Annotated in this window: 27 protein-coding genes; 18 read left to right on the forward strand and 9 right to left on the reverse strand. The window is 67.9% G+C overall.

Annotated elements, in window-relative coordinates; genetic code table 11:
• The first annotated feature begins 103 nt into the window (after positions 1-103).
• From CSW62_RS05295 to CSW62_RS05310, 4 genes are all read left to right on the forward strand, one after another.
• Positions 104-2,560 carry a prolyl oligopeptidase family serine peptidase gene (locus tag CSW62_RS05295; protein WP_099576127.1) on the forward strand — a complete coding sequence of 819 codons (2,457 nt, stop codon included), beginning with the start codon at positions 104-106 and terminating at the stop codon, positions 2,558-2,560.
• Between the two features lie 129 nt (positions 2,561-2,689).
• The gene (locus CSW62_RS05300) at positions 2,690-3,712 is read left to right on the forward strand and encodes a methionine ABC transporter ATP-binding protein (RefSeq protein ID WP_099576128.1); all 1,023 of its coding nucleotides are present in this window, start codon (positions 2,690-2,692) and stop codon (positions 3,710-3,712) included.
• Positions 3,709-4,368 (forward strand): methionine ABC transporter permease, encoded by a 660-nt coding sequence (locus CSW62_RS05305; protein ID WP_099576129.1) that lies wholly within the window; start codon positions 3,709-3,711, stop codon positions 4,366-4,368. Before CSW62_RS05300 ends, CSW62_RS05305 begins: the two co-directional genes overlap by 4 nt.
• A gap of 10 nt (positions 4,369-4,378) precedes the next feature.
• Positions 4,379-4,726 carry a hypothetical protein gene (locus CSW62_RS05310; protein ID WP_099576130.1) on the forward strand — a complete coding sequence of 116 codons (348 nt, stop codon included), beginning with the start codon at positions 4,379-4,381 and terminating at the stop codon, positions 4,724-4,726.
• Positions 4,727-4,734: 8 nt separating this feature from the next.
• Here CSW62_RS05310 and CSW62_RS05315 read toward each other — a convergent pair whose 3' ends face one another.
• Positions 4,735-4,983 (reverse strand): hypothetical protein, encoded by a 249-nt coding sequence (locus CSW62_RS05315; protein WP_099576131.1) that lies wholly within the window; start codon positions 4,981-4,983, stop codon positions 4,735-4,737.
• A gap of 139 nt (positions 4,984-5,122) precedes the next feature.
• Here CSW62_RS05315 and CSW62_RS05320 point away from each other — a divergent pair, with 139 nt between their 5' ends.
• The 4 genes from CSW62_RS05320 to CSW62_RS05335 all read left to right on the forward strand — a co-directional run bounded on the left by CSW62_RS05320 (position 5,123) and on the right by CSW62_RS05335 (position 10,623).
• Positions 5,123-5,938, forward strand: coding sequence for a MetQ/NlpA family ABC transporter substrate-binding protein (locus CSW62_RS05320; protein ID WP_199170520.1), 816 nt, complete (start codon positions 5,123-5,125; stop codon positions 5,936-5,938).
• A gap of 93 nt (positions 5,939-6,031) precedes the next feature.
• Complete coding sequence (locus CSW62_RS05325) at positions 6,032-6,757, forward strand: GntR family transcriptional regulator (protein ID WP_099576132.1); 726 nt, start codon at positions 6,032-6,034, stop codon at positions 6,755-6,757.
• 132 nt (positions 6,758-6,889) lie between these two features.
• Positions 6,890-9,307, forward strand: a complete 2,418-nt coding sequence (locus CSW62_RS05330; protein ID WP_099576133.1) for a TonB-dependent siderophore receptor — start codon at positions 6,890-6,892, stop codon at positions 9,305-9,307.
• Between the two features lie 44 nt (positions 9,308-9,351).
• Positions 9,352-10,623 carry a CynX/NimT family MFS transporter gene (locus CSW62_RS05335; protein ID WP_099576134.1) on the forward strand — a complete coding sequence of 424 codons (1,272 nt, stop codon included), beginning with the start codon at positions 9,352-9,354 and terminating at the stop codon, positions 10,621-10,623.
• An 85-nt stretch (positions 10,624-10,708) separates the two neighbouring features.
• On the opposite strand, the gene CSW62_RS05340 is transcribed toward CSW62_RS05335, so the two are convergent.
• On the reverse strand, positions 10,709-11,401 hold the full coding sequence (locus CSW62_RS05340; protein WP_099576135.1) for a TorF family putative porin: 693 nt from the start codon (positions 11,399-11,401) through the stop codon (positions 10,709-10,711).
• A 246-nt stretch (positions 11,402-11,647) separates the two neighbouring features.
• Positions 11,648-12,448 carry an SDR family NAD(P)-dependent oxidoreductase gene (locus tag CSW62_RS05345; protein WP_099576136.1) on the reverse strand — a complete coding sequence of 267 codons (801 nt, stop codon included), beginning with the start codon at positions 12,446-12,448 and terminating at the stop codon, positions 11,648-11,650.
• Positions 12,449-12,547: 99 nt separating this feature from the next.
• Here CSW62_RS05345 and queF point away from each other — a divergent pair, with 99 nt between their 5' ends.
• The 3 genes from queF (at position 12,548) to CSW62_RS05360 (ending at position 15,161) form a co-directional block, all read left to right on the forward strand.
• On the forward strand, positions 12,548-13,003 hold the full coding sequence (gene queF, locus CSW62_RS05350) for a preQ(1) synthase (protein ID WP_099576137.1): 456 nt from the start codon (positions 12,548-12,550) through the stop codon (positions 13,001-13,003).
• A 257-nt stretch (positions 13,004-13,260) separates the two neighbouring features.
• On the forward strand, positions 13,261-14,403 hold the full coding sequence (locus CSW62_RS05355; protein WP_099576138.1) for a sensor histidine kinase: 1,143 nt from the start codon (positions 13,261-13,263) through the stop codon (positions 14,401-14,403).
• Positions 14,403-15,161, forward strand: a complete 759-nt coding sequence (locus CSW62_RS05360; protein ID WP_199170521.1) for a LytTR family DNA-binding domain-containing protein — start codon at positions 14,403-14,405, stop codon at positions 15,159-15,161. Before CSW62_RS05355 ends, CSW62_RS05360 begins: the two co-directional genes overlap by 1 nt.
• Here CSW62_RS05360 and CSW62_RS05365 read toward each other — a convergent pair.
• Complete coding sequence (locus CSW62_RS05365; RefSeq protein WP_099576139.1) at positions 15,158-15,448, reverse strand: hypothetical protein; 291 nt, start codon at positions 15,446-15,448, stop codon at positions 15,158-15,160. The two genes, CSW62_RS05360 and CSW62_RS05365, sit on opposite strands and share 4 nt — an antisense overlap.
• Before the next feature lie 36 nt (positions 15,449-15,484).
• Positions 15,485-16,102 (reverse strand): nitroreductase, encoded by a 618-nt coding sequence (locus CSW62_RS05370; RefSeq protein WP_099576140.1) that lies wholly within the window; start codon positions 16,100-16,102, stop codon positions 15,485-15,487.
• 36 nt (positions 16,103-16,138) lie between these two features.
• On the opposite strand from CSW62_RS05370, the gene CSW62_RS05375 reads away from it, so the two are divergent.
• The 3 genes from CSW62_RS05375 (at position 16,139) to CSW62_RS05385 (ending at position 18,607) form a co-directional block, all read left to right on the forward strand.
• A complete protein-coding gene (locus CSW62_RS05375; RefSeq protein ID WP_369827429.1) occupies positions 16,139-16,801 on the forward strand; it encodes an NUDIX domain-containing protein in 663 nt (220 codons plus the stop codon).
• Positions 16,802-16,978: 177 nt separating this feature from the next.
• Positions 16,979-17,809 (forward strand): serine O-acetyltransferase, encoded by an 831-nt coding sequence (cysE, locus tag CSW62_RS05380; protein WP_099576142.1) that lies wholly within the window; start codon positions 16,979-16,981, stop codon positions 17,807-17,809.
• Positions 17,810-17,824: 15 nt separating this feature from the next.
• Positions 17,825-18,607 carry a glutaminyl-peptide cyclotransferase gene (locus CSW62_RS05385; protein WP_099582182.1) on the forward strand — a complete coding sequence of 261 codons (783 nt, stop codon included), beginning with the start codon at positions 17,825-17,827 and terminating at the stop codon, positions 18,605-18,607.
• A gap of 138 nt (positions 18,608-18,745) precedes the next feature.
• Here CSW62_RS05385 and CSW62_RS26315 read toward each other — a convergent pair whose 3' ends face one another.
• A complete protein-coding gene (locus CSW62_RS26315) occupies positions 18,746-18,907 on the reverse strand; it encodes a hypothetical protein (RefSeq protein ID WP_158235390.1) in 162 nt (53 codons plus the stop codon).
• Between the two features lie 73 nt (positions 18,908-18,980).
• Here CSW62_RS26315 and CSW62_RS05390 point away from each other — a divergent pair, with 73 nt between their 5' ends.
• Both CSW62_RS05390 and CSW62_RS05395 read left to right on the forward strand, forming a co-directional pair.
• On the forward strand, positions 18,981-19,946 hold the full coding sequence (locus CSW62_RS05390) for a LysR substrate-binding domain-containing protein (RefSeq protein ID WP_099576143.1): 966 nt from the start codon (positions 18,981-18,983) through the stop codon (positions 19,944-19,946).
• 15 nt (positions 19,947-19,961) lie between these two features.
• A complete protein-coding gene (locus tag CSW62_RS05395; RefSeq protein WP_099576144.1) occupies positions 19,962-20,168 on the forward strand; it encodes a DUF3126 family protein in 207 nt (68 codons plus the stop codon).
• A 22-nt stretch (positions 20,169-20,190) separates the two neighbouring features.
• Here CSW62_RS05395 and CSW62_RS05400 read toward each other — a convergent pair whose 3' ends face one another.
• Positions 20,191-21,474: an MFS transporter gene (locus CSW62_RS05400; RefSeq protein WP_099576145.1), complete on the reverse strand. Its 1,284-nt coding sequence runs from the start codon at positions 21,472-21,474 to the stop codon at positions 20,191-20,193.
• Positions 21,475-21,550: 76 nt separating this feature from the next.
• Here CSW62_RS05400 and CSW62_RS05405 point away from each other — a divergent pair, with 76 nt between their 5' ends.
• Positions 21,551-22,165 carry a TetR/AcrR family transcriptional regulator gene (locus CSW62_RS05405; RefSeq protein WP_099576146.1) on the forward strand — a complete coding sequence of 205 codons (615 nt, stop codon included), beginning with the start codon at positions 21,551-21,553 and terminating at the stop codon, positions 22,163-22,165.
• A gap of 8 nt (positions 22,166-22,173) precedes the next feature.
• Positions 22,174-22,857 carry a GNAT family N-acetyltransferase gene (locus tag CSW62_RS05410; RefSeq protein ID WP_099576147.1) on the forward strand — a complete coding sequence of 228 codons (684 nt, stop codon included), beginning with the start codon at positions 22,174-22,176 and terminating at the stop codon, positions 22,855-22,857.
• A gap of 66 nt (positions 22,858-22,923) precedes the next feature.
• Here the strand turns inward: CSW62_RS05410 and CSW62_RS05415 are convergent, their stop codons facing one another.
• Both CSW62_RS05415 and CSW62_RS05420 read right to left on the reverse strand, forming a co-directional pair.
• Positions 22,924-24,903 carry an OPT family oligopeptide transporter gene (locus CSW62_RS05415; RefSeq protein ID WP_099576148.1) on the reverse strand — a complete coding sequence of 660 codons (1,980 nt, stop codon included), beginning with the start codon at positions 24,901-24,903 and terminating at the stop codon, positions 22,924-22,926.
• 147 nt (positions 24,904-25,050) lie between these two features.
• Positions 25,051-25,854 carry a PhoH family protein gene (locus tag CSW62_RS05420; protein WP_099576149.1) on the reverse strand — a complete coding sequence of 268 codons (804 nt, stop codon included), beginning with the start codon at positions 25,852-25,854 and terminating at the stop codon, positions 25,051-25,053.
• Between the last annotated feature and the right edge of the window lie 24 nt (positions 25,855-25,878).

Below are 25,878 nucleotides of genomic sequence, written 5' to 3' on the forward strand. Positions count from 1 at the left end.
AAATTGTGACTAAATTCGGTTCCCTTTCCGCTATGGGGTGCATAATCATGCCTCCCGTTCGGCGCGCCGGTTCAACGCCGCGCCTCAAGTGAGGGGCCCCTGCATGTTCCAGACTTCCTTCCGGCGCCGCGCGATCGCGCTGGCCGCCTCGGTCGCCTTTTCGGCGCTGTCCGTCGGCGCGGCCTGGTCGGCCGATGGCTACCAGACCCCGCCCGCGCCGATCGCCCAGATCCTGGACGCCGCACCGACCCCTGGCGTGAGCGTCAGCTCGGACCGCAAGACCCTGGCCCTGCTGGGCCGCGAGAACCTGCCCTCCATCGCCGCCGTCTCCGAGCCGATCCTGCGCCTGGGCGGCAGCCGCATCAATCCGCGCACCAACGGCCCGATCGAGGCGCGCGCCATGTGGCTGAACAGCCTGTCGTTCGAGGACGTGGCGACGGGCAAGGTCCGCGCCGTGAGCCTGCCCGCCGGCGCCCGTTTCCTGTCGCCCAGCTGGTCGCCGGACAGCTCGAAGATGGCCTTCGTGCTGGACGCCAAGGCCGGCCTGGAGCTGTGGGTTGTCGACGTGAAGACCGCCGCCGCTCGCAAGGTCACCGAACCGGTCGTCAACGCCGTGTTCGGCTCCGGCTATGACTGGCTGCCGGACGGCTCGGGCCTGGTGGTCCAGACCATCCTCACCGGCCGCGGCGCCGCTCCGGTCCAGACCGTCACGCCGACCGGTCCGACGGTCCAGGAGTCCAAGGGGCGCACCGCCGCGATCCGCACCTATCAGGACCTGCTGGCCAACGCCCATGACGAGGCCCTGTTCGACTACTACTTCACCTCGCAGCTGACCCGCTACGACCTGGCCGACGGCAAGGCCACGGCGATCGGCAAGCCAGGCGTGATTTCCAGCGCCTCGATCTCGCCGGACGGCAAGTACATCCTGACCAACCGCCTGAAGCGGCCGTACAGCTATCTGGTGCCGGCGGGCCAGTTCCCGACCGAGATCGCGGTCTCGACCATTGACGGCCAGCCGGTGAAGACCCTGGTCGACCGGCCGCTGGCCGACACCTTGCCGCCGGCCTTCGACGCGGTGTCGACGGGCGTGCGCTCGGTCAGCTGGCGCGCCGACGCCCCGGCCACCCTGGTCTGGGCCGAGGCCCAGGACGGCGGCGACCCGCGCAAGAAGGTGACGATCCACGACAGCGTGTTCTCGCTGGCCGCGCCGTTCAGCGCCGCCCCGACCAAGATCATCGACCTCGAGCAGCGCTATCGCGGCATCGACTGGGGCAAGAGCGACTTCGCCCTGCTGACTAGCCGGTGGTGGCAGACCCGCAACCAGAAGCTCATCGCCATCGATCCGTCCAAGCCCGGTTCGGGCCGCGTGATCCTCGAGCGCAACTACCAGGACCGCTACAACGACCCGGGCCAGGCCGTCAGCCGCCGCAACGCCCAGGGCGAGGACGTCCTGCACTTCACGCCAGATGGCAAGGCGGTGTTCGTCACCGGCGCGGGCGCGTCGGCCAAGGGCGAGTTCCCGTTCGTCGGCCGCATGGAGCTGGCCGACGGCAAGACCACCAAGTTGTGGCAGGCCGAAGGTCCATACTACGAGGTCCCCGTGGCCATGGCCGACGAGGCCGGCAAGTCGGTGATCACCCGTCGCGAAAGCGCCAAGGACCAGCCGAACTACTACATCCATGCCGTGGCCAAGGGCGCCAAGGCCAAGGCGCTGACGAGCTTCCCGGACCGCGCCCCGCAGTTCGCCGGCGTGACCAAGCAGACCATCACCTACAAGCGCGCCGACGGCGTGACCCTGTCGGGCGTGCTCTATCTGCCGGCCGGCTATGACAAGGCCAAGGATGGCCCGCTGCCGCTGTTGATGTGGGCCTATCCGGCCGAGTTCACCGATGCGGCCGTCGCCGGCCAGACGGTGGACGAGGGAAACCGCTTCACCCGTCCGGCAGGCATCAGCCACCTGTTCCTGCTGACCCAGGGCTACGCGATCCTCGACAACCCCTCGTTCCCGATCATCGGCCAGAACGGGGCCGAGCCGAACGACACCTATGTCGAGCAACTGACCGCCGACGCCAAGGCGGCCGTGGACGCCGTGGTGGCGCTGGGCGTGGCGGATCGTGACAAGATCGCCGTCGGCGGCCACAGCTACGGCGCGTTCATGACCGCCAACCTGCTGGCGCACACCCGCCTGTTCCGGGCCGGCATCGCGCGCTCGGGCGCCTACAACCGCACCCTGACGCCGTTTGGCTTCCAGGCCGAGCAGCGCACCTACTGGGATGCGACCGACACCTATACGAAGATGAGCCCGTTCACCTACGCCACGGCGATCAAGGACCCGATCCTGCTGATCCACGGCGAGGCGGACGACAACTCCGGCACCTTCCCGATCCAGAGCGAGCGTTTCTACGCCGCGTTGAAGGGGGCCGGTGCGACGGTCCGCTACGTCACTCTGCCCAACGAAGCCCACGGCTATCGCGCGCGGGAATCCACCGGCCATACCCTGTGGGAGATGTCCCAGTGGATGGACAAGTACGTGAAGAACGCTCCGCCGCGCGCGAAGTAGTTCGGATCAAGGGGTGAATGTCGGAGGGGCGGGCGGTCTTCAAGGAGCGCTCGCCCTTCTTACGTTTGCTTGACCCTTCCGGCCGCGTGAGCGATCACCCAGCCCCGCTTCCAAAGGACCCCTGCGCCCGTGATCGCCTTCGAGGCCGTTTCCAAGATCTATTCCGCCCAAGGCGGCGCCAAGGGCGCCGCCAGCGGCCACGCCGCCTTAAGTCAGGTCTCGCTGTCGGTGCAGGCCGGCGAGGTGTTCGGCGTGATCGGCGCCTCGGGCGCGGGCAAGTCGACTTTGATCCGGCTGATCAACGGCCTGGAGACGCCGACCGGCGGCAAGGTCGTGGTCGACGGCGATGACGTCGCGGCCCTGGGCGTCGAGGGCCTGCGCGCCCTGCGCCGCCGGGTCGGGATGATCTTCCAGCACTTCAACCTGCTGTCGGGCAAGACGGTGGCTCAGAACGTCAGTTTTCCTTTGAGGCTGGCTGGCCGTCCGGCCAGCGAGGTCAAGGCGCGAACGGCCGAGCTGCTGGAGCGCGTCGGCCTGACCGCCCACGCGAACAAGTTCCCCGCCCAGCTTTCGGGCGGCCAGAAGCAGCGCGTCGGCATCGCCCGGGCGCTGGCCACCAACCCCAAGGTCCTGCTGTGTGATGAGGCCACAAGCGCCCTCGACCCAGAGACCACCGAACAGATCCTCGACCTGATCTCGGGCCTGAACCGCGAGCTGGGCCTGACCATCGTGCTGATCACCCACGAGATGGACGTGGTCCGCCGCGTCTGCGACCGCGTCGCCGTGCTCGAAGCCGGACGGGTCGTGGAGGAGGGCGCTGTCGAGCAGGTGTTCCTGCATCCGGCCAGCGACACCGCCCGCCGTTTCGTGCGCGAGGCGGATGGTGAAGTGACGGCCGCCGCCGGCGTCGATGGCCGCGTGGTGCGCCTGACCTTCCGGGGCGAGGCGACCTACAGGCCGGTGCTGGGCGAGGTCGCACGGACCACCGGCGTCGACTATTCGATCCTGGGGGGACGCATTCACCGCCTGCGCGAGACGCCCTATGGCCAGCTGACCCTGGTCCTGACCGGCGGCGACGTCGCCGCGGCCATCGCCCAGTTCCAGGCGGCGGGCGTGCGCGTGGATGAACTTTCCGGGGAGACCGCCCGATGAGCGCCTCGAATATCGACTGGCCCGAGATCGGCCAGGCGACCGTCGACACTCTGTCCATGCTGGGCGGTTCGCTGGTGCTGACCATCGCGCTGGGCCTGCCGCTGGGGGTGATCCTGTTCCTGACCGGCAAGGGCCAGATGCTGGAGAACAAGGTCGCCAACGGCTTGCTGTCGCTGCTGGTCAACGTGCTGCGCTCGGTGCCGTTCGTGATCCTGCTGATCGTGATGATCCCGCTGACCGTGGCCCTGGTGGGCACGTCGCTGGGCGTGGCCGGCGCTATCCCGCCGCTGGTGGTGGGCGCGGCGCCCTTCTTCGCGCGGCTGGTGGAGACGGCCCTGCGCGAGGTCGACAAGGGCGTGATCGAGGCCAGCTTCGCCATGGGCGCCAAGCGGCGTCAGGTGGTGCTTGGCGCGCTGCTGCCCGAGGCCTTGCCGGGCTTGGTCGCCGCCGGGACCGTCACCGCCGTGGCCCTGGTCTCCTACACCGCCATGGCCGGCGTGGTCGGCGCGGGCGGCTTGGGCGACCTGGCGATCCGCTTCGGCTATCAGCGTTTCCAGACCGACGTGATGATCGTCACCGTCGTGCTGATGCTGGTGCTGGTCCAGGTGCTGCAGATGATCGGCGATGCGGTGGTGCGCCGCGTTTCGCACAAGTAGGCTTCAAGAGATGACCGACGATACCGACACCGACCTCCACTGGGACGCCGCCTTCGCCAAGAGCATGCTGGGCAAGACCCTGCTGATGAACCTGACTTTTCTCGACGAGGACGGCGAGGTGGCCGAGCGCCAGCAGTTCTTCGGTGTGGTCATCGACGCCACCGAGGACGAGGGCATCGTGCTGGACCTGCTGGGCGAGCACGACGGCGACACCTACACCCTGCCGCCGCAGACCTCGGCCATCGCGGCGGCCGAAGCCGGCGTCACCACCCTGGCCGGCGAGTCGCCCGACTTCGTGGCCAACTGGGTTGTCCACGGCGAGCCGGACGTGCCGGAGCCCGCCAACGACGAGGACTAGATCTGGTACTAAGCCTGGTCGAAGGGGTGCGGCAGGCGGCCGGCCTTGAACAGGATGTCCGGGTTCTCGTCGTAGTCGCCCAGCTCGACGTCGGCGCTGGCCGAGAAGGCGACGACGCCTTCGCGCAGCGGGGCCAGGCGCTCGGCCTTGCGGCGCGCCTCTTCCGCCGTCTTGCAGCCGATCTGCTGCTCGGCCTTCAGGCCCTTGCCGCGCCCGGCGATGTAGGCTTGGACGATGTGGACGGTTTCTTTGGCCATCCCCACTCAAGCGGCCTGTTTGGAGGCGGGGTCAAGCAAACTCCAGGCGGCGGCTTCGTAAGCGCTCGACGCACCCTCAGGAAATCTGATTTCCTCCAACACGGCTGAGCGGGCAAAAGCCTACCTGTCAGATCGATTTATGGAGCCGTTCATGGCCGCCCGCCGCGCTTTCCTCGTTCTCGGCCTCGCCGCCATGGCCCTCGCTGCCTGCGGTCCGAAGGAGCCCAAGGCCAGCGCGCCGAACACCCTGACCGTGGCCGCCACCGCGATCCCGCACGCCGAGGTGCTGGAGTTCATCAAGCCGAAGCTGGCCGCCGAAGGGCTGAACCTCGAGATCAAGGTGTTCAACGACTACGTCCAGCCCAACACGCAGGTGGCCGAGAAGCGCATCGACGTGAACTACTTCCAGACGCTGCCCTATCTGAACGAGTTCAATCGCGAGAAGGGCACGAACCTGGTGACGATCACCGGCGTGCACGTCGAGCCGATCGGGGCCTATTCGTCCAAGTGGAAGTCGATCGCCGAGGTCCCGAACGGCGCGACCGTGGCCATTCCCAACGACGCCAGCACCGAGGCTCGGGCCTTGATCCTGCTGGCCAAGAACGGCGTGATCGGCCTGAAGAACGCCAGCGACCTGTCGACGCTGAAGGACATCACCAGCAACCCGAAGAACCTGAAGTTCAAGGAGCTGGAGGCGCCGGCCCTGCCGCGTATCCTCAATCAAGTCGACCTGGCGGTGATCAACACCAACTACGCCCTGGACGCCAAGCTGAACCCGTCCAAGGACGCGCTGATCGCCGAGGACAAGACCAGCCCGTATGTGAACTATCTTGTCGGTCGTCCGGACAACAAGGACGACCCGCGCGTCAAGAAGCTGGCCGCCGCCCTGACCTCGCCGGACGTGAAGGCGTTTCTGGCGACCAAGTACAACGGCGCGGTGGTGCCGGCGTTCTAGCTAGTCCACCGCCCCGCTTTGCGGGGGCGGACGTGACTAGAAATGTCTGACATTTCACACTACCTATCAGCGACCGCCGCTCACGGATCGCCCATGGCCTCGCCTTCGCTCAACGCCGCTCGCACCCTGGTGCTGGACGTCGCCAACTCCTCGGGACTCGAGGATTGGTCGCCGGACCTGCAGAAGACCAAGGTCTATGAGCGGATCCTGCTGGACCTGATCCTGGGCGCGCTGCCGGCCGGATCGCGGCTGGACGAGCAGTCGCTGGCCGCGCACTACGACACCGGCCTGGCCGGGGTGCGCGACGCTCTTGGCCGCCTGGCCCTGGAGGGTCTGGTGATCCGCCGGGCCCGCTCGGGCACCACAGTCGCGCCGCTGGACCTGGTCGAGCTGCGCCAGGGAGATGAGGCCCGGGTGCTGATCGAGCCGCACTGCGCCAGCTTGGCCGCCAAGCACGCCTCCAAGGCCGAGGCCCAGGCGATGTACGAGGTTTTCGCCGAGGGCGAGGCGGCCGCCAGGACCTGCGACCTGCCGGCGCTGGTGGCCATGGACCTGCGTTTCCACGCTTTGGTCGCCCGCGCCTCTGGCAACCTGGCCCTGGCCCGGATCCTGATCCCGCTGCAGCACAAGGCCGCCCGTTTCTGGGTGTTCTCGTTCAACGGCGCCACCGAGCAGGAACTGCTGGACGAGATCGAGGAACACCGTTTGGTCGCCCGCGTCATCGCCGGCGGCGACGCCGAGGCCTCGCGCAACGCCATGCTGCGGATCCTGAACGTTCAGCCCGAGGCGCAGACGCGACCGCACGTAGGCGCGGCCTAGCCCCATCAAACCTGCGTCTTTCCTGCCACAGCGCCTTCGCAATCCTAACTGAAATGTCAGAAGACCTTTTGACCAAGATCAAGACATACCCAGATATCGGACCTTGACCGCAGGGCCTTTCCGCCTCGCGGCGTGAAGGCCGAAACTCCGATGTCGTCCAGAAGCGCTCTACTGTCCGCCAGCGTCTTGGCTCTTTCGAGCATGACTGCCTTGGCGGCGCATGCGGAAGACCAGTTGGCCGATCAGGTCGATGCGGTGATCATTGTGGCGCGCGACAAGGCGGGCCTGCTGGAGAAACAGCCAAGCACCACCGTGTTCGGCGTCGCCAAGCCGCTGATCGAGACGCCGCGTTCGGCCAGCCTGGTCAGCGACGTGACCCTGGAGCGCTACGGGGTGCTGACCCTGGACGGCGTCACCAAGGTCTCGCCGGGGACCCATACCGCCAGCTTCTACGGCGTCCCCGGGTCGCTCAACATTCGGGGCACCCTGGCCGAGAACTACTTCCGCGGCTTCAAGCGCGTGGAGAACCGCGGGACCTATTCGACCCCGATCGGCGGGGCCTCGCGCATCGAGATCCTGCGCGGACCGCCAACCCCGGTCTATGGCGCCGGCAAGGTTGGCGGCCTCGTGAACTTCATCCCCAAGTCCGCCCGCGATGAGGGCCGCTTCCTGGCCGAGCCGGAAGGCGAGATCACCGCCACGGTCGGCAGCTACAACAAGAAGCTGATCACCGGCCAGTTCGGCGCGCCGGTGAACCTGGGCGCGGTAGAGGGCGGCGTCCATGTCTATGGCGAGGCCGAGGACAGCCACAGCTACTACAAGGGCATCTATCCGCGCCGACAGATCCTGGAGGTCTCGTCCGACTTCGATCTCGGAAACGGCTGGAGCACGGCGCTGGGCGGCATGGTGTTCCACTCGTCCGGCGACGTGCAGACGCCCGGCTGGAACCGCCTGACCCAGGACCTGATCGACAACCGGACCTACATCACCGGCCGCGACACCTCGCTGGTCGACGCCGACCGCAACGGCAAGCTGACCCCCAACGAGGTGGGCTCCTACCCTTACGCCAGCGCGCTCTACATCCCCTACTACGGCTTCCCCAGCACCGACGCGGCCCACACCCTGGACACCGGCGTCGGCATGACGAAGCTGGATCGCCGGACGGTCTATATCAGCGCGGCCGACTTCTCGAAGACCAACACCCAGACGCTCTATTTCGATCTGGCCAAGGACCTGGGCGAGGACCGCTCGATCAAGCTGCAGCTGTTCCACGATCGCCTGGAGAACCGCCGCTTCGTCTCCTACGGCTACCCGGCCACCACCGACGCCAAGGTCAGCGAGATCCGCCTGACCTCCGCCTTCCCGACCGATGTCGGCGCCGTCCACGCCCGCACCCTGGTCGGCGGCGCGCACCGCTGGTTCGAGGGCCGCCGCCGGGAGAGCTTCAACAGCGGCCTGATCGCTCTGGACCGCCGCGACATCAGCTTCGGCGCCACGCCGACCGACACCATCGACAGCCCGTTCGACATCGAGCCTGGCAATGTCGGCCTGCAATGGGAGAACGACAACCGTTCGACCTGGAAGCAGACCGGTGTCTTCTTCACCTCCGACATCGAGGCCGGGCGTTTCAACCTGGTGCTGGGCGGCCGCTGGGACCACTACAGCGTCGGGAGCCAGGACACCGGCGTTCTCAGCTACGTCATCGCCGGCAAGCAGGCCGACGACCGGAACAAGGCGACCTGGAACGCCAGCCTGACCTACAGGCTGCCGATCGGGCTGATGCCCTATGTCAGCTACGCCAAGGCCGCGGCGCTGGAGATGAGCCAGGCGGGCGACGTCGCGCCGAACTTCGTGGCCGACGGCTCGTGGCTGTCGCGCTCGGACCTGACCGAGGCCGGCGTGAAGTTCCAGCTGCTGCGCGGGACGCTGATCGGCTCGGTCGCCGCCTACAGGCAGAACCGCACCCAGGTGACCGGCGCCATTGCTCCGCCCGTGGTGCAGGGCACGCGCGCCAAGGGCGTCGAGGTCGAGGTTCGCTGGCTGGCGTCGGAGCATCTGTCCTTCACCTTCGCCGGCAACAGCCAGCGCACGACCATCAAGGGTCCGGACGCTTCGTTCCAGTACATCCCGGCCTATACGGCGGGCGTCCCTGGGGCCCAGGGCTATGGCGGCTCCTACGTCGTGTGGAGCTTCGCCGGACTGCCCGGGAGAAGCGGCGACTACGCCTACACCCTGATCCCGAAGTCGGTGGTCAGCCTGTATGGGACCTACACGAGCAAGGGCTATGACTGGGGGCAGGCCGGGGCGACGGTTGGCGTCAGCCATGTCAGTCGCACGGCGGGCACGGTGCAGAACGCCGTGCGCTATCCGTCCTATTCCCTGGTCAACGCTTCAGCTTTCGTGAACCGTGGGCCGTACACCCTGTCGGTCAACATCGATAACCTGCTCAACAAGTTCTATTTTACCCCCGACGCCGACACCTACGCCAACCTCGGCGCCTTGCCGGGCAAGGGGAGGGAGTGGCGCGCCACCCTGAAGCGGACGTTCTGATCGTGACGACACCTTTGTCTGAAGCTCTCCCGCGAGGCGGGCGAGTGGCCTCTGACGACCGCTTCCGCCCGTGGCTGCTGCTTGCGGCGTTCAGCCTGCTGCTGTTCCTGATCACCGCCTCGACCTACGGCTCGCTGGGCGTCGTGCTGCCGGCCATGATCGGCGAGTTGAAGTGGAGCTTCACCGAGGCCTTCCTGGGCTTCGCGGTGCTGGGCGTCTTCACCGGCGCCTCTTCGTGGCTGCCGGCGATCCTGATCCGCCGAATCGGCGTGCGCGGCACGCTGCTGCTAGGCGCGGCGGTGCTGGCGGCCGGGTTCCTGGGCTTGGCCAATTCCGAGAGCCTGCTGAGCTATTATGTCGGCGCGGCGGCGTGCGGCGTCGGCTTCCAGATGGCGGCCCTTATTCCCGGCACCCACGTGCTGTCGTCGCTGTTTCGCAAGCGCGCCCTGCCGTTCGGCGTCTATTTCACCTTCGGCTCGCTGGGCGGCGTGGCCGGGCCGTGGATGACCCTGACCCTGATGGGCATGAGCGGCAATGACTGGCGGGCCTATTGGATCGTTCAGGCGGTGCTGGCCGCCGTCGTCGGCCTGGTCTGCGCCCTGATGGTCGGCGGCTCCAAGTGGCTGAGCGACGCCGCGCACGAGGTCGATCTGGAAGTCGAGCAGGAGGCCCGCGAGGCGCCGGCCAACGCCCGCGTCTACCGCACCCCGTACGAGTGGACCGTGCCCCAGGCCCTGCGCACGCCGCAGTTCTACATTCTGGTCGCCGCCTATTTCAGCCATCTGCTGGTGGGCGTGACCGTGGCCAGCGTCTCGGTGACCCATCTGACGGAACTGGGCGTCGCTGCGGGCGTGGCCTCGGTCACTGCGGCGGCGATCGCCGCCAAGATGCTGAGCCTGGAATCGCTGATGCAGACACTGGCCCGCCTGGCCGGTGGCGCGCTGGGCGACCGGGTCGATCCGCGCTGGCTGCTGATCTTCGCCCAAGGGATGCTGGTCGTCGGCCTGCTGGCCTTGGCCAAGGCCGCGAGCCCAGCCCTGATGCTGCTCTACGCCATCGGCACGGGCGTGGGCTTTGGCCTGACCGTCCTGGCCGTGACCGTGCTGCTGCTGAACTATTACGGCCGCCAGTCGAACCTGGAGCTGTTCTCCCTGACCTGCCTGGTCGGCGCGGTCTCGGCGGCGGGGCCGTTCATCGCCGGCGCGATGCGTGACCGGCTGGGGAGCTTCTCGCCGACCTTCGAACTGTTCGCGGCGGTGACGGCGGTGGTGTTCGTCGCCGTCCTGACCATGCGGCCGCCCAAGGCGCCGGCCTGACCGACAAAGAACCTGGCAGACCAAGAAAAAGCCGCCCCGGCGAACCGGGGCGGCTTCGTCTTTTCGTCTCTAAGCTCGAGCGAGCTTAGAACGCGGCCTTCAGGCTGACGGCCACGCGGCTGTCATAGATCTTGCCGAGGCCATGTTCGTCGGTATCGTGGTAGCGCACGTCGACGGTCAGGTTTTCACCGACCAGGTAGCCGACGCCGACATTCCAGGTGTTGTAGCTGGTGTAGTTCTCGATTTCCTGGTGACCGACGGCGCCCGAGACGGTGAAGCGCTTGGTCAGCGGCAGGGCGGCGTTACCTTCGACGTAGGTCGCGTCGCCACCCTTGCCCGGCCATTCCGGCGAGTAGTAGACGGCGGCGCCCAGGGTCGCCGGACCGAAGGTGTGCGAGGCGGCGGCCTTCAGCTCGGTGTAGCTGTTGGCGCCCGGCGCACCGTTCTTGTCCTTGCGGTAGCCGTAGTACAGCACGCCGAAGTCGAACGAGGTGTCGCCCAGGGTCGGCTTCACGCCGGCATAGATGTCGACTTCCAGGTCCGGATCCTTCACGCCGAAGTCGACGTTCGAGCCCCAGACGCCGGCGTAGAACGTGCCGTAGGTCAGATCCAGGCCGCCTTGGATGGCGGGATCTTCCTGGGTCTGGCTGATGCCGCGGAAGACGTAGTCGCTGGTGAAGGCGATGTTCGGCGAGAGCTTCAATTCTTGGGCCATGGCGGCGCCCGAGAGGGCGACGGTGGCGGCGGCCGCGACGAGCGCGATCTTCATGGTTTTCATTTTCTATCCCCTTATCTGTGTCGTTCCCCCGGGCTGTGGACCCGGAACCCCGACGCGCGCCTGCAAGCGCTTGCGTCCCCAAGGATTAGTTGAGGGCGTATGCTTTGTTGCAACCGAGGGACTCGAAGCGCCAGCAAGATCGGCGCCCAAAGCTCAAAGTTTGAGCGCGGTGTGACGCTTTTGCTTCAGAATTGGCGTATGGAAGTCACAGGTGCTCAAAAAGCAGTTCCGACTTGTCCTGTGTCTTTACCGCATTGAAAGACTTGCGCCGCCCAGGTGCAGACCCGCGTCGACCAGCAGCGTCTCGCCCGTAACGTGCCGAGAAGCGGGGCTCGCCAAGAACACGGCGGCTCCGGCGATGTCCTCGGCCGTCGAGGCGACCTTCAGGGGCGTGGCCGCCGCGGCGCCGGCCCGCAGGCGCTCCAGCGACTCATCGGGCATGTTCTTGAACCAGGGCGTGTCGATGAAGCCCGGATTGACCGCGTTGACCCGGATGCGCGGGCCCAGGGCCCTGGCCAGCGACAGGGTCATGGTCGTCATCGCGCCCTTCGAGGCGGCGTAGGGCACCGAAGAGCCGTTGCCGACCACGCCGGCGATCGAGGCGGTGTTGACCACCGCGCCCGGGGCCGGGGCGGCCTCGAGCAGGGCGCGGGCGGCGCGGACCATCTGGAAGGCCCCCACCACATTGACCGAATAGAGCTTCAGGAAGTCCTCGGCGTTGACCGCGTCGAGGTCGGCGTGGTTCGGCGCGAACTTGGTCATGCCGGCGTTGTTGAACAGGGCGTCGATGCGGCCTGTCGGTTCGGCCGCGGCGACGATCTTCTTGCAGTCCTCGTCGTTGGCGACGTCGCCCTGCACGAGGACGGCCTTCGAGCCCTCGGCCTCGACCAGGCGGCCCGTCTCGGCGGCCTCGTCGGCGCTGCGGGCGTAGTTGACGACCACCAGCCCCGCGCCGCGCCGGGCGACCTCCACCGCGATCGCGCGGCCGAGGCCCGTGGAGGCCCCTGTGATCACAACCGTGAAGCCGTCGAAGTCCCGTCCCGACATGGATCTTTCTCCTAAACCATTTGGCGAACAGTTGTTTGCGACGTTGTAGCGGGGGGCGCGCGGCTTGTCTCGCAAGCTTGGGAAGCCTAAATCGCGGCGATGACCGATCTCAACGTCACCCAACTGGGCCGCGTCGTCGACGCGCCCGACAGCCCCGAAGCCGCCGTCCTTGAGCGCGTGCCCAATCCGCAGCATGACGTGCTGTATCTGGCCCGCTTCGTCGCGCCGGAGTTCACCTCGCTGTGTCCCGTCACCGGCCAGCCGGACTTCGCCCACCTCGTGATCGACTACGCGCCGGGCGACTGGCTGATCGAGAGCAAGTCGCTGAAGCTCTATCTGACCAGCTTCCGCAACCACGGCTCGTTCCACGAGGATTGCACGGTGAAGGTCGCCCGCAAGATCGTCGAGGTCGCCCAGCCCCGCTGGCTGCGCATCGGCGGTTACTGGTACCCGCGCGGCGGCATCCCGATCGACGTCTTCTGGCAGACCGGCCCGGCGCCGGAGGGCCTGTGGGTCCCCGACCAGGGCGTGGCCCCGTATCGCGGCCGAGGCTAAAAAGGCGTCGCCGCACCTTTGAGGCGCGGCGACGAAGTCTGTTTTGGAGATGACCGTCCCGAACGGGGCGTGCTCGTGCGAGGGATTTGCCGGGCGTCGCCTGATGTCCGGGACGGTCGCCTCCTCATCGGCCGGTTGAGCCGCTCTGTCGGGTCGCATGCGACCGGGCCGCCTGCACTGGCGGCGGAGCGACGAAAGCCGACGCCGGCGCGTCCGACGCGGGCTGCGCTTTTTCCGCCTTCGGCTAGACTGCCGGCATGACCGATCCGGACGCCGGCTCACGATCCCATCTCTCGCAGCCGCATCTCTCCAGGCAGGCGGCGATCCTGACCCTGGGCGTCTGGGGTCTGGACACGCTGCTGTTCAGCCTGCCTTACCTCGCGGCTGGCAAGGCCCCGCCGAGCGGCATGATCGCCAGCTTCCTGCTGTTCATGGTCGCCGGCCTGTTCATGTCCGTGCTGGTCTACCGCCGCGCCGCCCGCACGGAGCGGGATGAACAGCCCGCGCGCTTCACGGCCATGCTGCCGACCCTGCTGGTCGCCGCGCTCACCATGGCCGTGTTCGACATGCTGGCGGGCGGCCAGGCGCGCCTCATCCTCGACGGCGCCCATCCCACGGCCCGGCTAATCGCCAGCCGCTTCGCCAGCCAGTTCATGGTCGCCGGCTGGATGTTCGCCCTGCTGAGCGCGCTATATCTGATGATGATCGCCGTGCGGGTGACGCGCGAGCGTGAGCGCCAGCTGGCCGACGCCCGCGCTCAGGCCCTGGCCGCCGAGGCCCAGGCCAGCGCCGCGCGGCTGGCGGCTCTGCGCTATCAGCTCAATCCGCACTTCCTGTTCAACACCCTGAACGCCGTCTCGGCCTCGGTGATCACCGGCCGTAACGACGAGGCCGAGGCGATGCTGGCGCGCCTCGCCGAGTTCTTGCGTCTGACCCTGGCGGCCGATCCCCAGGCGATCATCCCGCTGGAGGACGAGCTGGCCACCTTGCAGGCCTATCTCGAGATCGAGAGCGTGCGCTTTCGCGACCGCCTGGGCGTCGAGTTCTCGTGCCCCAACGAGCTGCGCGGGGCGTTGGTCCCGAGCTTCGTGCTGCAGCCGCTGATCGAGAACGCGGTCAAGCACGGCGTCGCCCCGACCAGCCGGCCGGTGACCATCCGCCTGGAGGCCTCGCGAGACGGCGACGACCTGGTGGTGATCGTCGAGGACGACGGCGAGGCATCAAACCCCGTGGGGACCCACGCGGCGGGCGGCATGGGCGTGGGGCTGACCAATGTTCGCCAGCGGCTGGAGGTGCTGTATGGCGCGCGGGGCGTCTTGCAGGCGGCCCCACGCGAGCGCGGCTTCCTGGTGCTGATGCGCATTCCGCTAGCGATGGAAGCCCAGGCGAGGGCGGCTTGATGCGGCTGAAGGTCCTTCTGGTCGACGACGAGCCCGCCGCCTTGGAGCGGCTGACGGCCCTGTTCGATCAAATCCCCGACACCGAGCTGGTCGGCGTGGCCCGCAATGGCCGCGAGGCGGCCGAGGCCATAGCCGACCTCTCGCCCGATCTCGTGATGCTGGACATACAGATGCCCGAGCTGAGCGGTCTGGCCCTGGCCTCGGAACTGCCGGCCGAACGCCGGCCCGAGATCGTGTTCGTCACCGCGTTCGAGGTCTATGCCGCTGACGCCTTCGCGGTGGAGGCTGCGGACTATCTGCTCAAGCCCGTGCGCTTCGATCGCCTGCGCCAGGCTGTCGAGCGCGCCCGGCGTCGCCACACCTTGCAGAAGGTCTTCGAACAGGCCGAGGCGGCGACCGCGCCGGTCCGCGAGAATGATCTGGACGGCATCTGGGTCGCCACTCGCCACGGCCATGTCCGCGTGGCGGTCAGCGAGATCGACTGGATCGAGGCGGCCAAGGACTATGTCCTGCTGCACACCGCCACCCGCAGCCACATCCACCGCATCACCATGAGCGCCCTGGAGCAGGGCCTGGATCCCAACAGGATGATCCGCGTCCACCGCTCGGCGTTCGTCAGCCCCGACCGGGTCGAGGCGGTCAATCGCCTCGGCAAGGGGCTGATCGCACTGGTGCTGCGGGACGGTGTCGCCGTGCCGGTAGGGCCGACCTATGTGAAGGTCGTGCAGGCGCGGTTGGGGCTGGCGGTCGAGGCCTAGCCCTTGGCCAGGCGCCGCCTGTTGGCCCGCACCTTCTTGCGCAGATGCGCGAGAGAGCGCGCGGCGATCGCGGGCCCGGACGCGCCCAGCTGGCCGGTCATGGCCAGCATCGGCAAGGTCACGCTGGTCGCGACCTTCTCGCCGACCATCAGCTGGGCCTCCGCCTGGGCGGCCGCGCCGCCGGCGGCGAGCTTCATCATGCGCAGGCCGATCACGGTCGAGGCTTCCAGCCCCAAGGACCAGGAATCGAAGGCCAGGCTCGTCCAGGGGTCTCTACGCTTGGCCATGGGGTGTCCTCGTTGTGCGGAAGCAACGCGGCGAGCCTAGTTAGGGCTCCATTCCGTGGTGATCGCCCCCACATCGGGGCGCACGCGCTCCTGCGGCGGCTCGGTCGCCGTGCCCAGATAGAGGTAGCCGGCGACCTGCTCGCCTTCGGCCAGACCCAGGATCGCCGTCGCGCGCGGGTCGTAGCTGTACCAGTCGGTGATCCAGTTGGCCCCCCAGCCGAGCGCGGCGGCGGCCAGCAGCATCTGGTGGCAGACCGCCGAGGCGCTCTGGCGCTGTTCCCACTCGGGGATCTCGCCGGGCATGAAGCGCGAGATCACGGCGACGGCGACCGGCGGGCGGGTCAGCTTGCGCAGGGCGGCGTTCGCCTTGGCCGGGTTGGCCTGGCTGTCGGCCAGTTGGGTGATCTGCTCGGCGAACGTGTTCTTGGCCGCGCCTCTCAGGATCACGAACCGCCACGGGGCCAGCTTGCCATGGTCGGGCACCCGGGCGGCGATGCGCAGGAGGTCGGCCAGTTGGATGTCGTCCGGCCCCGGGGCGGCCAGGCTCATGGCCGAAGCCGAGCGGCGCTTGGCCAGGAAGGCGACGACTTCGGGCGACGCCTCGATCGGCAGCGTCTCGGCGAATTCGGGGGCGGCGGGAACGGAAGCGGCCAAGACGATGTCTCCGAAGCGTTATAAGCCCGATCAACTATGGCCGCCGAGCGGCCGCCACAAGTCGCGAGCCCTCGCATGTCCGAAAAGCCCGGCCCTCCTAAGCCTATTTGGCTGAAGCCGCACGGAAAGCCCTGGGGCGTCTCGTCCCGTCAAGTCGTGTACGACAACCCGTGGATCACCCTGACCGAGTATCAGGCCATCGCCCCGACGGGCCGGCCGGCGCTATACGGCAAGGTGGGGTTCAAGAACCAGGCGATCGGCGTCGTGCCGCTGCACGCGGACGGCACGGTGACGCTGGTCGGACAGAACCGCTTCTCGCTCGCCAACTACAGCTGGGAGCTGCCCGAGGGCGGTGCGCCGCACGGCGAGGATCCGCTGGACGGGGCCAAGCGCGAACTGGCCGAGGAGGTGGGCCTTCAGGCCGCCGACTGGCGTCAGATCCTGCGGATGGAGCTTTCCAACTCGGTGACTGACGAGATCGCCTACGGCTTCCTGGCCATGGAGCTGTCGCCCACCCAGACCGCGCCGGACGAGACCGAGGACCTAGCCGTCGCCCGCGTGCCGTTCGGCGAGGCGCTGGAGGCGGCGGTCGCCGGCCACATGCCGGACGCAATTACGGTGGCGTTACTGCTCCGGACGCACCATATGGCCGTTCGAGGGGAACTGCCGGCCGAGTTGGCGGCTCTCATCCTGGAATAGCCGGCGTTCGTCGCGTCGGGGGAGCATTTCTTATCAAGATGCTCTATGAGTACCGCCTGCTGGGCCTGTCCGGTCAGATGAAATCTGAACCGGATAAACAGGCCCAAGTTTTTAGGTCGGAGCGCATGTCGAAACCGCTCGCGGTTTCGCTTATGCGCTCGGGGAAGGGAGAGCCCGATGGCCAAGCCTCTGGAAGTCGTGACGTCGGAGACGGACACCCCCGTCTGGGTGGCGCTGCGCAACCAGGCCGAACACGCGGCCAAGGCCGAGCCGGCCCTGGCGTCGCTGCTGAACGCGGTGATCCTGAGCCACGATAATCTGGCCGACGCCCTGACCTTCCAGCTTGCCCGCAAGCTGGGCGACCAGGAGATGCGGGCGATGACGGCGCGCGAGTTCGCAGCCGACGCCTTCAAGAGCGATCCCAGCCTGGTCGAGGCCGCCGAGGCCGACCTTCGCGCCGTGTTCGAGCGCGATCCGGCCTGCAAGGGCTATGTCCAGCCGTTCCTGTTCTTCAAGGGCTTCCTGGCCCTGCAGACCCATCGCGTGTCGCACTGGCTGTGGAACGAGGGTCGCGAGACCCTGGCCTTCTATCTGCAGAGCCGCGCCAGCGAGATCTTCCAGGTCGACATCAACCCGGCCGCCAGGATCGGCAAGGGCGTGTTCATCGACCACGGCACCGGCATCGTCATCGGCGAGACCGCGGTGGTGGGCGATGACGTCTCGATGCTGCACGGCGTGACCCTGGGCGGCACCGGCGCCGAACGCGGCGACCGTCACCCCAAGATCGGCAACGGCGTCCTGTTGGGCGCGGGCGCCAAGGTGCTGGGCAACATCACGGTCGGCGACTACGCGAAGATCGCCTCGGGCTCGGTGGTGCTGCGCCCCGTGCCGGCCCACTGCACCGCGGCCGGCGTGCCCGCCCGCCTGGTCAACTGCCCCACCTGCGAGGAGCCGGCCCGGACCATGGACCACACCCTGGCTGAGACCGTCTATTCGTACGAAATCTGATTGGGCGAGATCTCTGTGCGATCCCTCCTGCGTAGCCTGAACGGCCTCGTCCTCGCCGCTGCTCTTCTGGTTGGCGCGCCCGCGCTCGCCGCCACCGCGCCGGTCGGCGGCTACACCGTCGTGAAGGCCTATCCGCACGATACCGCCGCCTTCACCGAAGGTCTGTTCTACCGCGACGGCTTCATCTTCGAGAGCACGGGCCTGAAGGGCCGGTCGTTCATTCGCAAGTGGAACCTGGAGACCGGCGTCTCCGAGCAGGAGCGCATCGTCGACAGCCGCTATTTCGGCGAGGGCATCGTCGACTGGAAGAACCGGCTCTACGAGCTGACCTGGACCGATGAGACCGGGATCATCTACGACATCGACACCTTCGAGCGGATCGGCGAGTTCAGCTATCCGGGCGAGGGCTGGGCCCTGACCCGCGACGACAAGCGGATCATGATGAGCGACGGCACCTCGTTCATCCGGTTCCTGGATCCTGAAACCCTGAAAGAGACCGGCCGCATCGAGGTCACCGACCATGGCGTGCCGGTGCGCAATCTCAACGAGCTGGAATGGGTGAAGGGCGAGCTGCTGGCCAATGTCTGGCAGACGACCCGCATCGCCCGCATCGACGTCAAGACCGGCAATGTCACGGGCTGGATCGAACTGGCGGGCCTGCTGAAGGAGGCCGGGGTCACGGGCACGCGCGACGATGTGCTGAACGGCATCGCCTATGACGCCGCCGGCGACCGCCTGTTCGTCACCGGCAAGCTGTGGCCCAAGCTGTTCGAGATTAAATTGTCGTCGCCGCAATAGCTGGCGGAACCACGTTCGAGGGCTGGCGTTTATCTCATGTCCGCCCCTCTACGCCCCCCCGACCTAGTGGGCGGACCTGGGCCCCGGCAGCGTAACGCGCCGGGGCCCACCCCTATGTGGGGTATGGTTTCTTCTCGATCAGCCCTGCTTGGCGCAGGCGACGAGGGCGGGTTTCTTCAGTGAGATTTCATCGACCTGCGACGGCCGCTTGGCTGTGACGCCGTAGATCACCCCCGTCCAGATCGCCATCAGGGCCAGGACTTGGAGCAGGGTGATGCGGTGCGGGGCGGCGGCGGGCATGGGCGCGACTATCCATCGGTTGCGCGCGCTCGGATAACGACTTATCGGTCGGGCTTCTGTGAGGTTTAATCACATGGCCCGCCGTCAGCTCCCCTCCCTGAACGCCTTGCGCGCCTTCGAGGCGTTTGGCCGCCACGGCCGAATGACCCTGGCCGCCGACGAGCTGTGCGTGACCCACGGCGCGGTCAGCCGCCAGATCCGCCAGCTGGAAGAGCATCTGGGCGTCGCCCTGACCGAAGGGCCGCGTACGCGACTGCGCATGACCGAAGCCGGGCTGAAACTGGCCCAGGCCCTGTCGCCGGCCTTCGACCAGATCGAGGCGGCCGTACCACGTCCGGTCCAGGCCGGCCCCAGGCCGCTGGTCGTCTCCTGCCTGCCGACCTTCGCCATGAAGTGGCTGATCCCGCGCCTGCCGGTCTTTCAGGCGGCGCATCCCGACATCCCGGTGCGGGTGGCTGAGTCCAATGGCCCCTTCGACTTCAAGGGGGACGGCGTCGACCTGGCCATCCGCATGCGGTTCCTGGGCGACCACCATTCCGACGACTCCGAGGTCACGCCCTTCATGGAGCACTTCCACGGCCCGGTCATGGCCCCGGAGCTGGCGCGCAAGGGCATGACCCTGGACGAGATCTGCGCCATGCCGCGCCTGTTGACCCGCACCTTCGTCGAGAGCTGGTCCGACTGGACCCGAAACCGGGATCTCGCATCGATCCCCGATCCGGTCAGCACCCAGGAGTTCGACCACTACTTCTACATGCTCGAAGGTGCGGCGGCTGGCCTGGGCGTTGCCATCGGCCCGTGGTCGTTCGTACAGCGCGATCTGGCCAGCGGACGGCTGGTCGCGCCGCTTGGCTTCACGCCCGGACGGTCCAGCATCGTGGCCCTGACGCCGCTCGATGGGGCGGGTGAGGGAGCCTTGTTGTTCCGCGACTGGCTGCTAGCGGAAGGAGCGTCCACACCTCATCCGCCGGAAGCGCTTGCGCCCCACGCCCCGGACGCTAGTTTCGCCCCGATCACGCGCTCCCGGGCGCACAGCTAGAACAAGAGGCCCCCCGTGGACGCCAACGACATCGCCAAGCTCGAAAAGCACCTGAAGCGCACCTTCGGCAACCCGCACATCGCCGTGAAGCCGCGCCCCAAGCAGAAGGACTCGGCCGAGGTCGAAGTCGCCGGTGAGTTCATCGGCGTGCTCTTCCAGGACGAAGACGAAGACGGCTCGTTCATGTTCGAAATGGCCATCCTGGCCGAAGACCTGGACTAAGCGTCTCTGATCGCCGCGCGCCTCAGGCCAGGGCTGGCTTGGGGACCGCGCGGCGGATCATCAGCGACGCCACGCCGGCGACGAGGCCCGCCGCGCCCGCGATGATGAAGGCCTCGACATACTGGCCCTGGCTGGCGCGGATCATGCCCGCGCCGATGGCCGCCGTGGCCGCGCCGATCTGGTGGCCGGCCGCGATCCAGCCGAACACGATGGGGCCGTCACGCTCGCCGAAAGCCTGGGTGGCCAGGCGCACGGTCGGCGGCACGGTAGCGATCCAGTCCAGGCCGTAGAACACTGCGAACGCCGACAGGCTGATCACCGAGAAGTCCGAGAACGGCAGGTAGATCAGCGAGAGCCCGCGCAGCACGTAGTAGACGAACAAGAGCTTGCGGCTGTCATAGCGGTCGGTCAGCCAGCCCGAAGCCGTCGTGCCGAACAGGTCGAACAGCCCCATCAGCGCGAGCAGGCCGGCGGCCTTGACCTCGGGCATGCCCCGGTCGCCGCAGAAGGCGATCATGTGGACGCCGACCAGGCCGTTGGTGGTCAGGCCGCAGATGAAGAAGCCCAGGAACAGCAGCCAGAACGTCCGCGTCTTGGCCGCCCGCCCCAGGGCCTGGAAGGCGTAGGCCAGGGCGTTGGCGCCGTTCAGCGGGGCGGGGGCCTCGTAGTCGTCCGGCGCGCCATAGGGTCTCAGGCCGACATCGGCGGGGCGCTCGGGGATCAGCAGCCAGACCAGCGGGGCCAGGACCAGGCAGACGATCGCGACGGTGATGACGACCGGCTTCCAGCCGCCGTGGTCGGCGATCAGGGCCATGCCAGGCAGGAAGATCAGCGAGCCGGTGGCCGTCGAGGCGGTCAGCAGCCCCAGCATCAGGCCGCGCCGGGCGACGAACCATCGGTTCACCACCGTCGCGCCCAGCACCATGGCCACCGCGCCGCTGCCAAAGCCCGCCAGTACGCCCCAGGTGGCGACGTACTGCCAGGACGCAGTCATGAAGGCCGAAAGCCCCGTCGAAGCCGCCATTAGCAGCAGGGCCAGGGTCACCGTCTTGCGGAGGCCGAACGACTGCATCAGCGCCGCGGCGAAGGGACCCGTGAGACCATAGAGGAAGATGCCGACGGCGGCGGCCAGCGAGATCACGCCACGGTCCCAGCCGAAGGCCTTCTCCAGCGGCAGGATCAGCACGCCCGGCGCGGCCCGGAGGCCAGCGGCCGCGAGCAAGGCCAGGAAGATCGCGCCGGCGACCACGAAGGCGTAGTTCTGCCCGAACGGGCGGCGGTTGGCCTGACGGCTGGCGGTGGTCATGCGGCGTCTCTATGTAACCGATCGGTACGGGGTTGTTCGGCTACATACGTACCGGTAAGTAACATCGTCAAGAGCCATGTCAGATCGAACGCCCGAAGAAATCCTCAAAGGACCCTATGGTCCGACCCCGCGCGCGGCCGAACGCATCTTCGACACCGCCCGCGAGCTGTTCTATCGCGAAGGCATCCGCGCGGTCGGGGTGGACGAGATCGTCACCAAGGCCGGCGTGACCAAGCCCAGCCTCTATCGCAGCTACAAGTCCAAGGACGAGCTGGTCGCGGCCGTGTTGCGCGAGGTCGAGGTCGGCTTCTGGGAGCGGTTCGAGGCGGCCGAGGCCCTGTATCCGAACGACGCCAGGGCCCAGATGGTCGCCTATTTCAGTGTGTTGTCCGACCGCTCGGGCGGGGACGACTATCGCGGCTGCAACCTGTCCAACGCCGTGGTCGAATATCCCGACCGGCAGCACGCCGGCCGGCAGGTGTCTCAGGTCCACAAGCAGGTGCTGCGCGATCGCCTGCGGGCCAAGGCCGTCGAGATGGGCGCGTCCGATCCCAAGGCGCTGGGCGACGCCATGATGCTACTGATCGAGGGCGTCTTCACCTCCAGCCAGATGTTCGACGGCGACGACAAGCCGGCCAAGGCCGTGGTGGGCGCCGTCAAGGCGTTGATCGCCGCCTATTGTCCCGCTTGAATGGACGCATGACCGCTCACGTCCTGGATCGTCCCGCCATAGCCACCCTGACGGGACGTCAGCAACACCTGGCCATCCAGCGCGGCGGGGCGATCCGGATGCATCCGGACTTTGGCCTGTTCGCCGGGACGCTGGATGACAGCCCCGAGAGCCTGGCCGACCTGGGTGCGCTGGTCCGCGAAATGGGGACCGTCGGCCTGATCGCGCTGACCCCGCCGCCGGCGCCGCCCGGGACGCGGATCGTCTCCAGTTCCCCGTGCCTGCAGATGGTCGCCGAGACCGTCGCGCCAGCCTGGGACGCACCCTTCGACATGCTGCCGCTGGGCGATGTCGACGCCGCCGAGATGCTGGCCCTGGCTACCCTGACCAAGCCCGGCCCGTTCTTTTCGCGCACCCACCAGTTGGGCGACTTCATCGGCGTGCGGGTGGCGGGGCAGCTGGTGGCCATGGCCGGCCAGCGGATGCGGCCCGACGGCTTTACCGAGGCCAGCGGCGTCTGCGTCCACCCCGACCATCGCGGCCAGGGCTACGCCGCCCGACTGTTGCGCGAGGTGACGGCCACCATCCTGGCGACCGGCGAGAAGGCCTTCCTGCACAGCTACGCCGACAACGCCACGGCCATCGGGCTCTACGAGTCGCTGGGCTATCGGGGGCGGTCGGAGGTGATGTTCACGATCCTGGCGGCGGCCTGATCGGCAAGAAAAAGGGCGGGGGCCTGTCGGCCGCCCGCCCTCTGACTTGGTCTCGTTAGCCTAGACCTAAGCCTCGGCCGTCTTCTTGGCCGCGCCGCGCGCCCAGTTGTAGAGCCCGAACACCACGATTGCCGCGGCGACCAGGGACAGGATCATGCCGATGTGCTCGGACGGCGCGAACGGCAGGGCCAGGGGCTCGCCCTTGCCGGAGCCGACGATCAGGCCGGCCAGGGCGACGTTGAACAGGCTCTCGCCGACGATGAAGCCCGAGGCGACCAGCACGCCGAGACGCTTGGCGGCCTCGCCGGTGGCGTCCTTGTCGACCAGCTTGTCATAGACCCAGCCGACGACGGCGCCGACCACGACGGGGGCGGTGACGGAGCTGGGCAGATAGATGGCCAGGCCCACGCCCAGGGCGGGCAGGCTGTAGCGGCCGGCCGAGGTCTTGCGCAGGGTCTCGTCGACAGCGACCAAAGCGAGGCCGATCAGGGCGCCGATCCCCAACAGGCTCCAGTTAAGGTCGCCGCCCAACACGCCCTTGGCCAGGGTCGAGATCAGGGTGGCTTGAGGCGCGGCCAGCGGGTCATTGGCGATGGCGTTCAGGTTCGGGGCGCCGGCGAAGCCGTTCGACAGGTTCAGCAGCTCCAGCACGAAGGGGATGACCACGGCGCCGGAGATGACGCCGATGATCAGGCCAACCTGCTGCTTCCACGGGGTGGCGTCGACCAGCTGGCCGGTCTTCAGGTCCTGCAGGTTGTCGTTGGCGACCACGGCCACGGCCAGGACGACAGTGGTGACATAGAGGGCGAAGGCGACCAGGGCCTTGGTGACGTCCGGGCCGATGAGGCCGCGGCCGACCGCGCCGACCATCAGCGAGGCGCCCAGTACGGTCAGGATGGCGATGCCCGAGACCGGGCTGTTGGACGAGCCGATCAGGCCGGCCATGTAGCCGCAGACGGCGGCGGCCAGCAGGCCGGCGATCAGGACATAGCCGATGCCGATGGCGACCAGCGGGACCGTCAGGTGGGCGATCGGGCCGCCGACCAGGAAGTGGGCCAGGAACCAGCCGGCCGGGGCCAGCAGCAGCAGCGAGACCAGGCCGACGATGGTGATCGGGATGTCCTGTTCGATCCGGGGGATGACGCCACCGGCCTTGCGGGCCTTGCCGGCGTCCAGCGACGAGACCAGACCGCTCCAGATCGGGGCGGCCAGCTTGCCGAGAGTCCAGATGGCGGCCGCGCCGATGACGCCAGCGCCCATGAAGCGCACTTCGGTCTTCCAGACGGTCAGGGCGTGGGTGGCCGCGTTGGCGCCGGGGATCTGGTGGATCGTGGTCATGATCGGGACCAGCACGCCCCAGGCGATGGCGAGGCCGGCGAACATGGCGATGCCGACGGTGATGCCCATCAGGTGGCCCGCGCCCATCAGGGCCAGCGAGCTGGAAGCGCCCAGGCCCGTCGCGCCGGCGCCGGCCTTGAAGTAGCCGGCCACTTCGGCGGCGAAGATCTTGGCGGCGGCCAGGGCGCCAAAGGCGGCCGAGGCCAGGGTGCCCAGGGCGACGGCGACCAGGCCGGCCTTGCCCTCGGCGGCGCCTTCACGCGAGCCGGTGCCGACCTTCAGCACCTCGGCGGCGGCGACGCCTTCCGGGTAGGGCAGGTTGGAGTTGGTGACCAGCGCCCGGCGCAGCGGGATCGTGTACATCACGCCCAGGATGCCGCCGACGGCGCAGGCGCCGAAGGTGGGCAGGAACGGAACGTGCGCCCACCAGCCGATCATCAGCAGGCCCGGCAGCACGAAGATCACCGACGACAGCGTGCCCGCCGCCGAAGCGATGGTCTGGACGATGTTGTTTTCCTGGATGGTCGCCGTCTTGAACGCCCGCAGCAGGGCCATCGAGATGACGGCGGCGGGGATCGAGGTGGCGAAGGTCAGGCCGACCTTGAGGCCCAGATAGACCTGGGCGGCGGTGAAGACGAGCGTGATCAGGACGCCGAGGAGGATCCCTCGCAGGGTCAATTCTGAGCGCGGCGCTACGGGGTCGGCCATGAACGAGTCCGGAAAAGTTAAGACGGCGGACCTTGCACGTCCTGCCGCCTGCAACTCAAGCTCGGATTTCGGGGCTCAAGAGCCCAAAGGCCCCCGTTCCGGATCGAAACGGGGGGCCCCAGGGAAACGTTCGTGCTTAATGAAGGGCTAGAGGACGCCCAGCATCTCCGCGACCAGCGGGTGGCGGACGATGTCGCGGTCGGCCAGGCGGACGACGGCGATATTGGCGACCGCCTCGAACCGCGCCGCGACGTCGGCCAGGCCCGAGATCCCGGGCAGCAGGTCCGACTGGTTCGGGTCGCCGGTGACGACCATGGTCGAGCTCCAGCCCAGGCGGGTCAGCAGCATCTTCAGCTGCATGTAGGTGCAGTTCTGGGCCTCGTCGATGACCACGAAGGCGTTGTTCAGGGTGCGGCCGCGCATGAAGCCGACCGGGGCGATCTCGATCGCGCCTTCAGCCATCAGGGCGCGCATGCGCTTGACCGACAGGCGATCGGTCAGGGCGTCGTAGAGCGGGCGCAGATAAGGCGCCAGCTTGTCCTCCATGTCGCCCGGCAGGTAGCCGATCGACTCGCCGGCCTCGACGGCGGGGCGCGACAAGACGATGCGACCAACCTTGCCGGCCTCCAGCGCCTCCACGGCCTTGGAGATGGCGATATAGGTCTTGCCGGTGCCTGCCGGACCCAGGGCCATGACCAGGTTCTTCTCGTCGATGGCTTCCATCAACTGCGCCTGGCCTGGCGATTTGGGTTTTATGGTTTTCAGGTAGCTCTGATCGCGCTCGGGATTATTCGGCGCGCCGTCATGCCCAAGGGGATTCCAGCTGTTCCCCCGTTCGCGAACATCGATCGGCAGGCGACGCACCTTGGCGTCATCACCATATTGGCCGGTCTCATACGCGCCTTCGCGCGCCATCCGCTTCAGGGCTCGCTTGGTCATCAAAGCCTCCATGAGGGCAATAAAAAAGGACGAGGC

This window comes from Caulobacter sp. FWC2 (genome assembly GCF_002742625.1).
Taxonomy (GTDB): domain Bacteria; phylum Pseudomonadota; class Alphaproteobacteria; order Caulobacterales; family Caulobacteraceae; genus Caulobacter.

Bases quoted from the DNA above. Each gene is read 5' to 3' on its own strand.
- CSW62_RS05295 (WP_099576127.1), top strand. From the start codon at position 104: ATGTTCCAGACTTCCTTCCGGCGCCGCGCGATCGCGCTGGCCGCCTCG.
- CSW62_RS05305 (WP_099576129.1), top strand. From the start codon at position 3,709: ATGAGCGCCTCGAATATCGACTGGCCCGAGATCGGCCAGGCGACCGTC.
- CSW62_RS05310 (WP_099576130.1), top strand. From the start codon at position 4,379: ATGACCGACGATACCGACACCGACCTCCACTGGGACGCCGCCTTCGCC.
- CSW62_RS05315 (WP_099576131.1), bottom strand. From the start codon at position 4,983: ATGGCCAAAGAAACCGTCCACATCGTCCAAGCCTACATCGCCGGGCGC.
- CSW62_RS05320 (WP_199170520.1), top strand. From the start codon at position 5,123: ATGGAGCCGTTCATGGCCGCCCGCCGCGCTTTCCTCGTTCTCGGCCTC.
- CSW62_RS05325 (WP_099576132.1), top strand. From the start codon at position 6,032: ATGGCCTCGCCTTCGCTCAACGCCGCTCGCACCCTGGTGCTGGACGTC.
- CSW62_RS05340 (WP_099576135.1), bottom strand. From the start codon at position 11,401: ATGAAAACCATGAAGATCGCGCTCGTCGCGGCCGCCGCCACCGTCGCC.
- CSW62_RS05345 (WP_099576136.1), bottom strand. From the start codon at position 12,448: ATGTCGGGACGGGACTTCGACGGCTTCACGGTTGTGATCACAGGGGCC.
- queF (WP_099576137.1), top strand. From the start codon at position 12,548: ATGACCGATCTCAACGTCACCCAACTGGGCCGCGTCGTCGACGCGCCC.
- CSW62_RS05355 (WP_099576138.1), top strand. From the start codon at position 13,261: ATGACCGATCCGGACGCCGGCTCACGATCCCATCTCTCGCAGCCGCAT.
- CSW62_RS05360 (WP_199170521.1), top strand. From the start codon at position 14,403: ATGCGGCTGAAGGTCCTTCTGGTCGACGACGAGCCCGCCGCCTTGGAG.
- CSW62_RS05365 (WP_099576139.1), bottom strand. From the start codon at position 15,448: ATGGCCAAGCGTAGAGACCCCTGGACGAGCCTGGCCTTCGATTCCTGG.
- CSW62_RS05375 (WP_369827429.1), top strand. From the start codon at position 16,139: ATGGCCGCCGAGCGGCCGCCACAAGTCGCGAGCCCTCGCATGTCCGAA.
- cysE (WP_099576142.1), top strand. From the start codon at position 16,979: ATGGCCAAGCCTCTGGAAGTCGTGACGTCGGAGACGGACACCCCCGTC.
- CSW62_RS26315 (WP_158235390.1), bottom strand. From the start codon at position 18,907: ATGCCCGCCGCCGCCCCGCACCGCATCACCCTGCTCCAAGTCCTGGCC.
- CSW62_RS05390 (WP_099576143.1), top strand. From the start codon at position 18,981: ATGGCCCGCCGTCAGCTCCCCTCCCTGAACGCCTTGCGCGCCTTCGAG.
- CSW62_RS05400 (WP_099576145.1), bottom strand. From the start codon at position 21,474: ATGACCACCGCCAGCCGTCAGGCCAACCGCCGCCCGTTCGGGCAGAAC.
- CSW62_RS05405 (WP_099576146.1), top strand. From the start codon at position 21,551: ATGTCAGATCGAACGCCCGAAGAAATCCTCAAAGGACCCTATGGTCCG.
- CSW62_RS05410 (WP_099576147.1), top strand. From the start codon at position 22,174: ATGACCGCTCACGTCCTGGATCGTCCCGCCATAGCCACCCTGACGGGA.
- CSW62_RS05415 (WP_099576148.1), bottom strand. From the start codon at position 24,903: ATGGCCGACCCCGTAGCGCCGCGCTCAGAATTGACCCTGCGAGGGATC.
- CSW62_RS05420 (WP_099576149.1), bottom strand. From the start codon at position 25,854: ATGGAGGCTTTGATGACCAAGCGAGCCCTGAAGCGGATGGCGCGCGAA.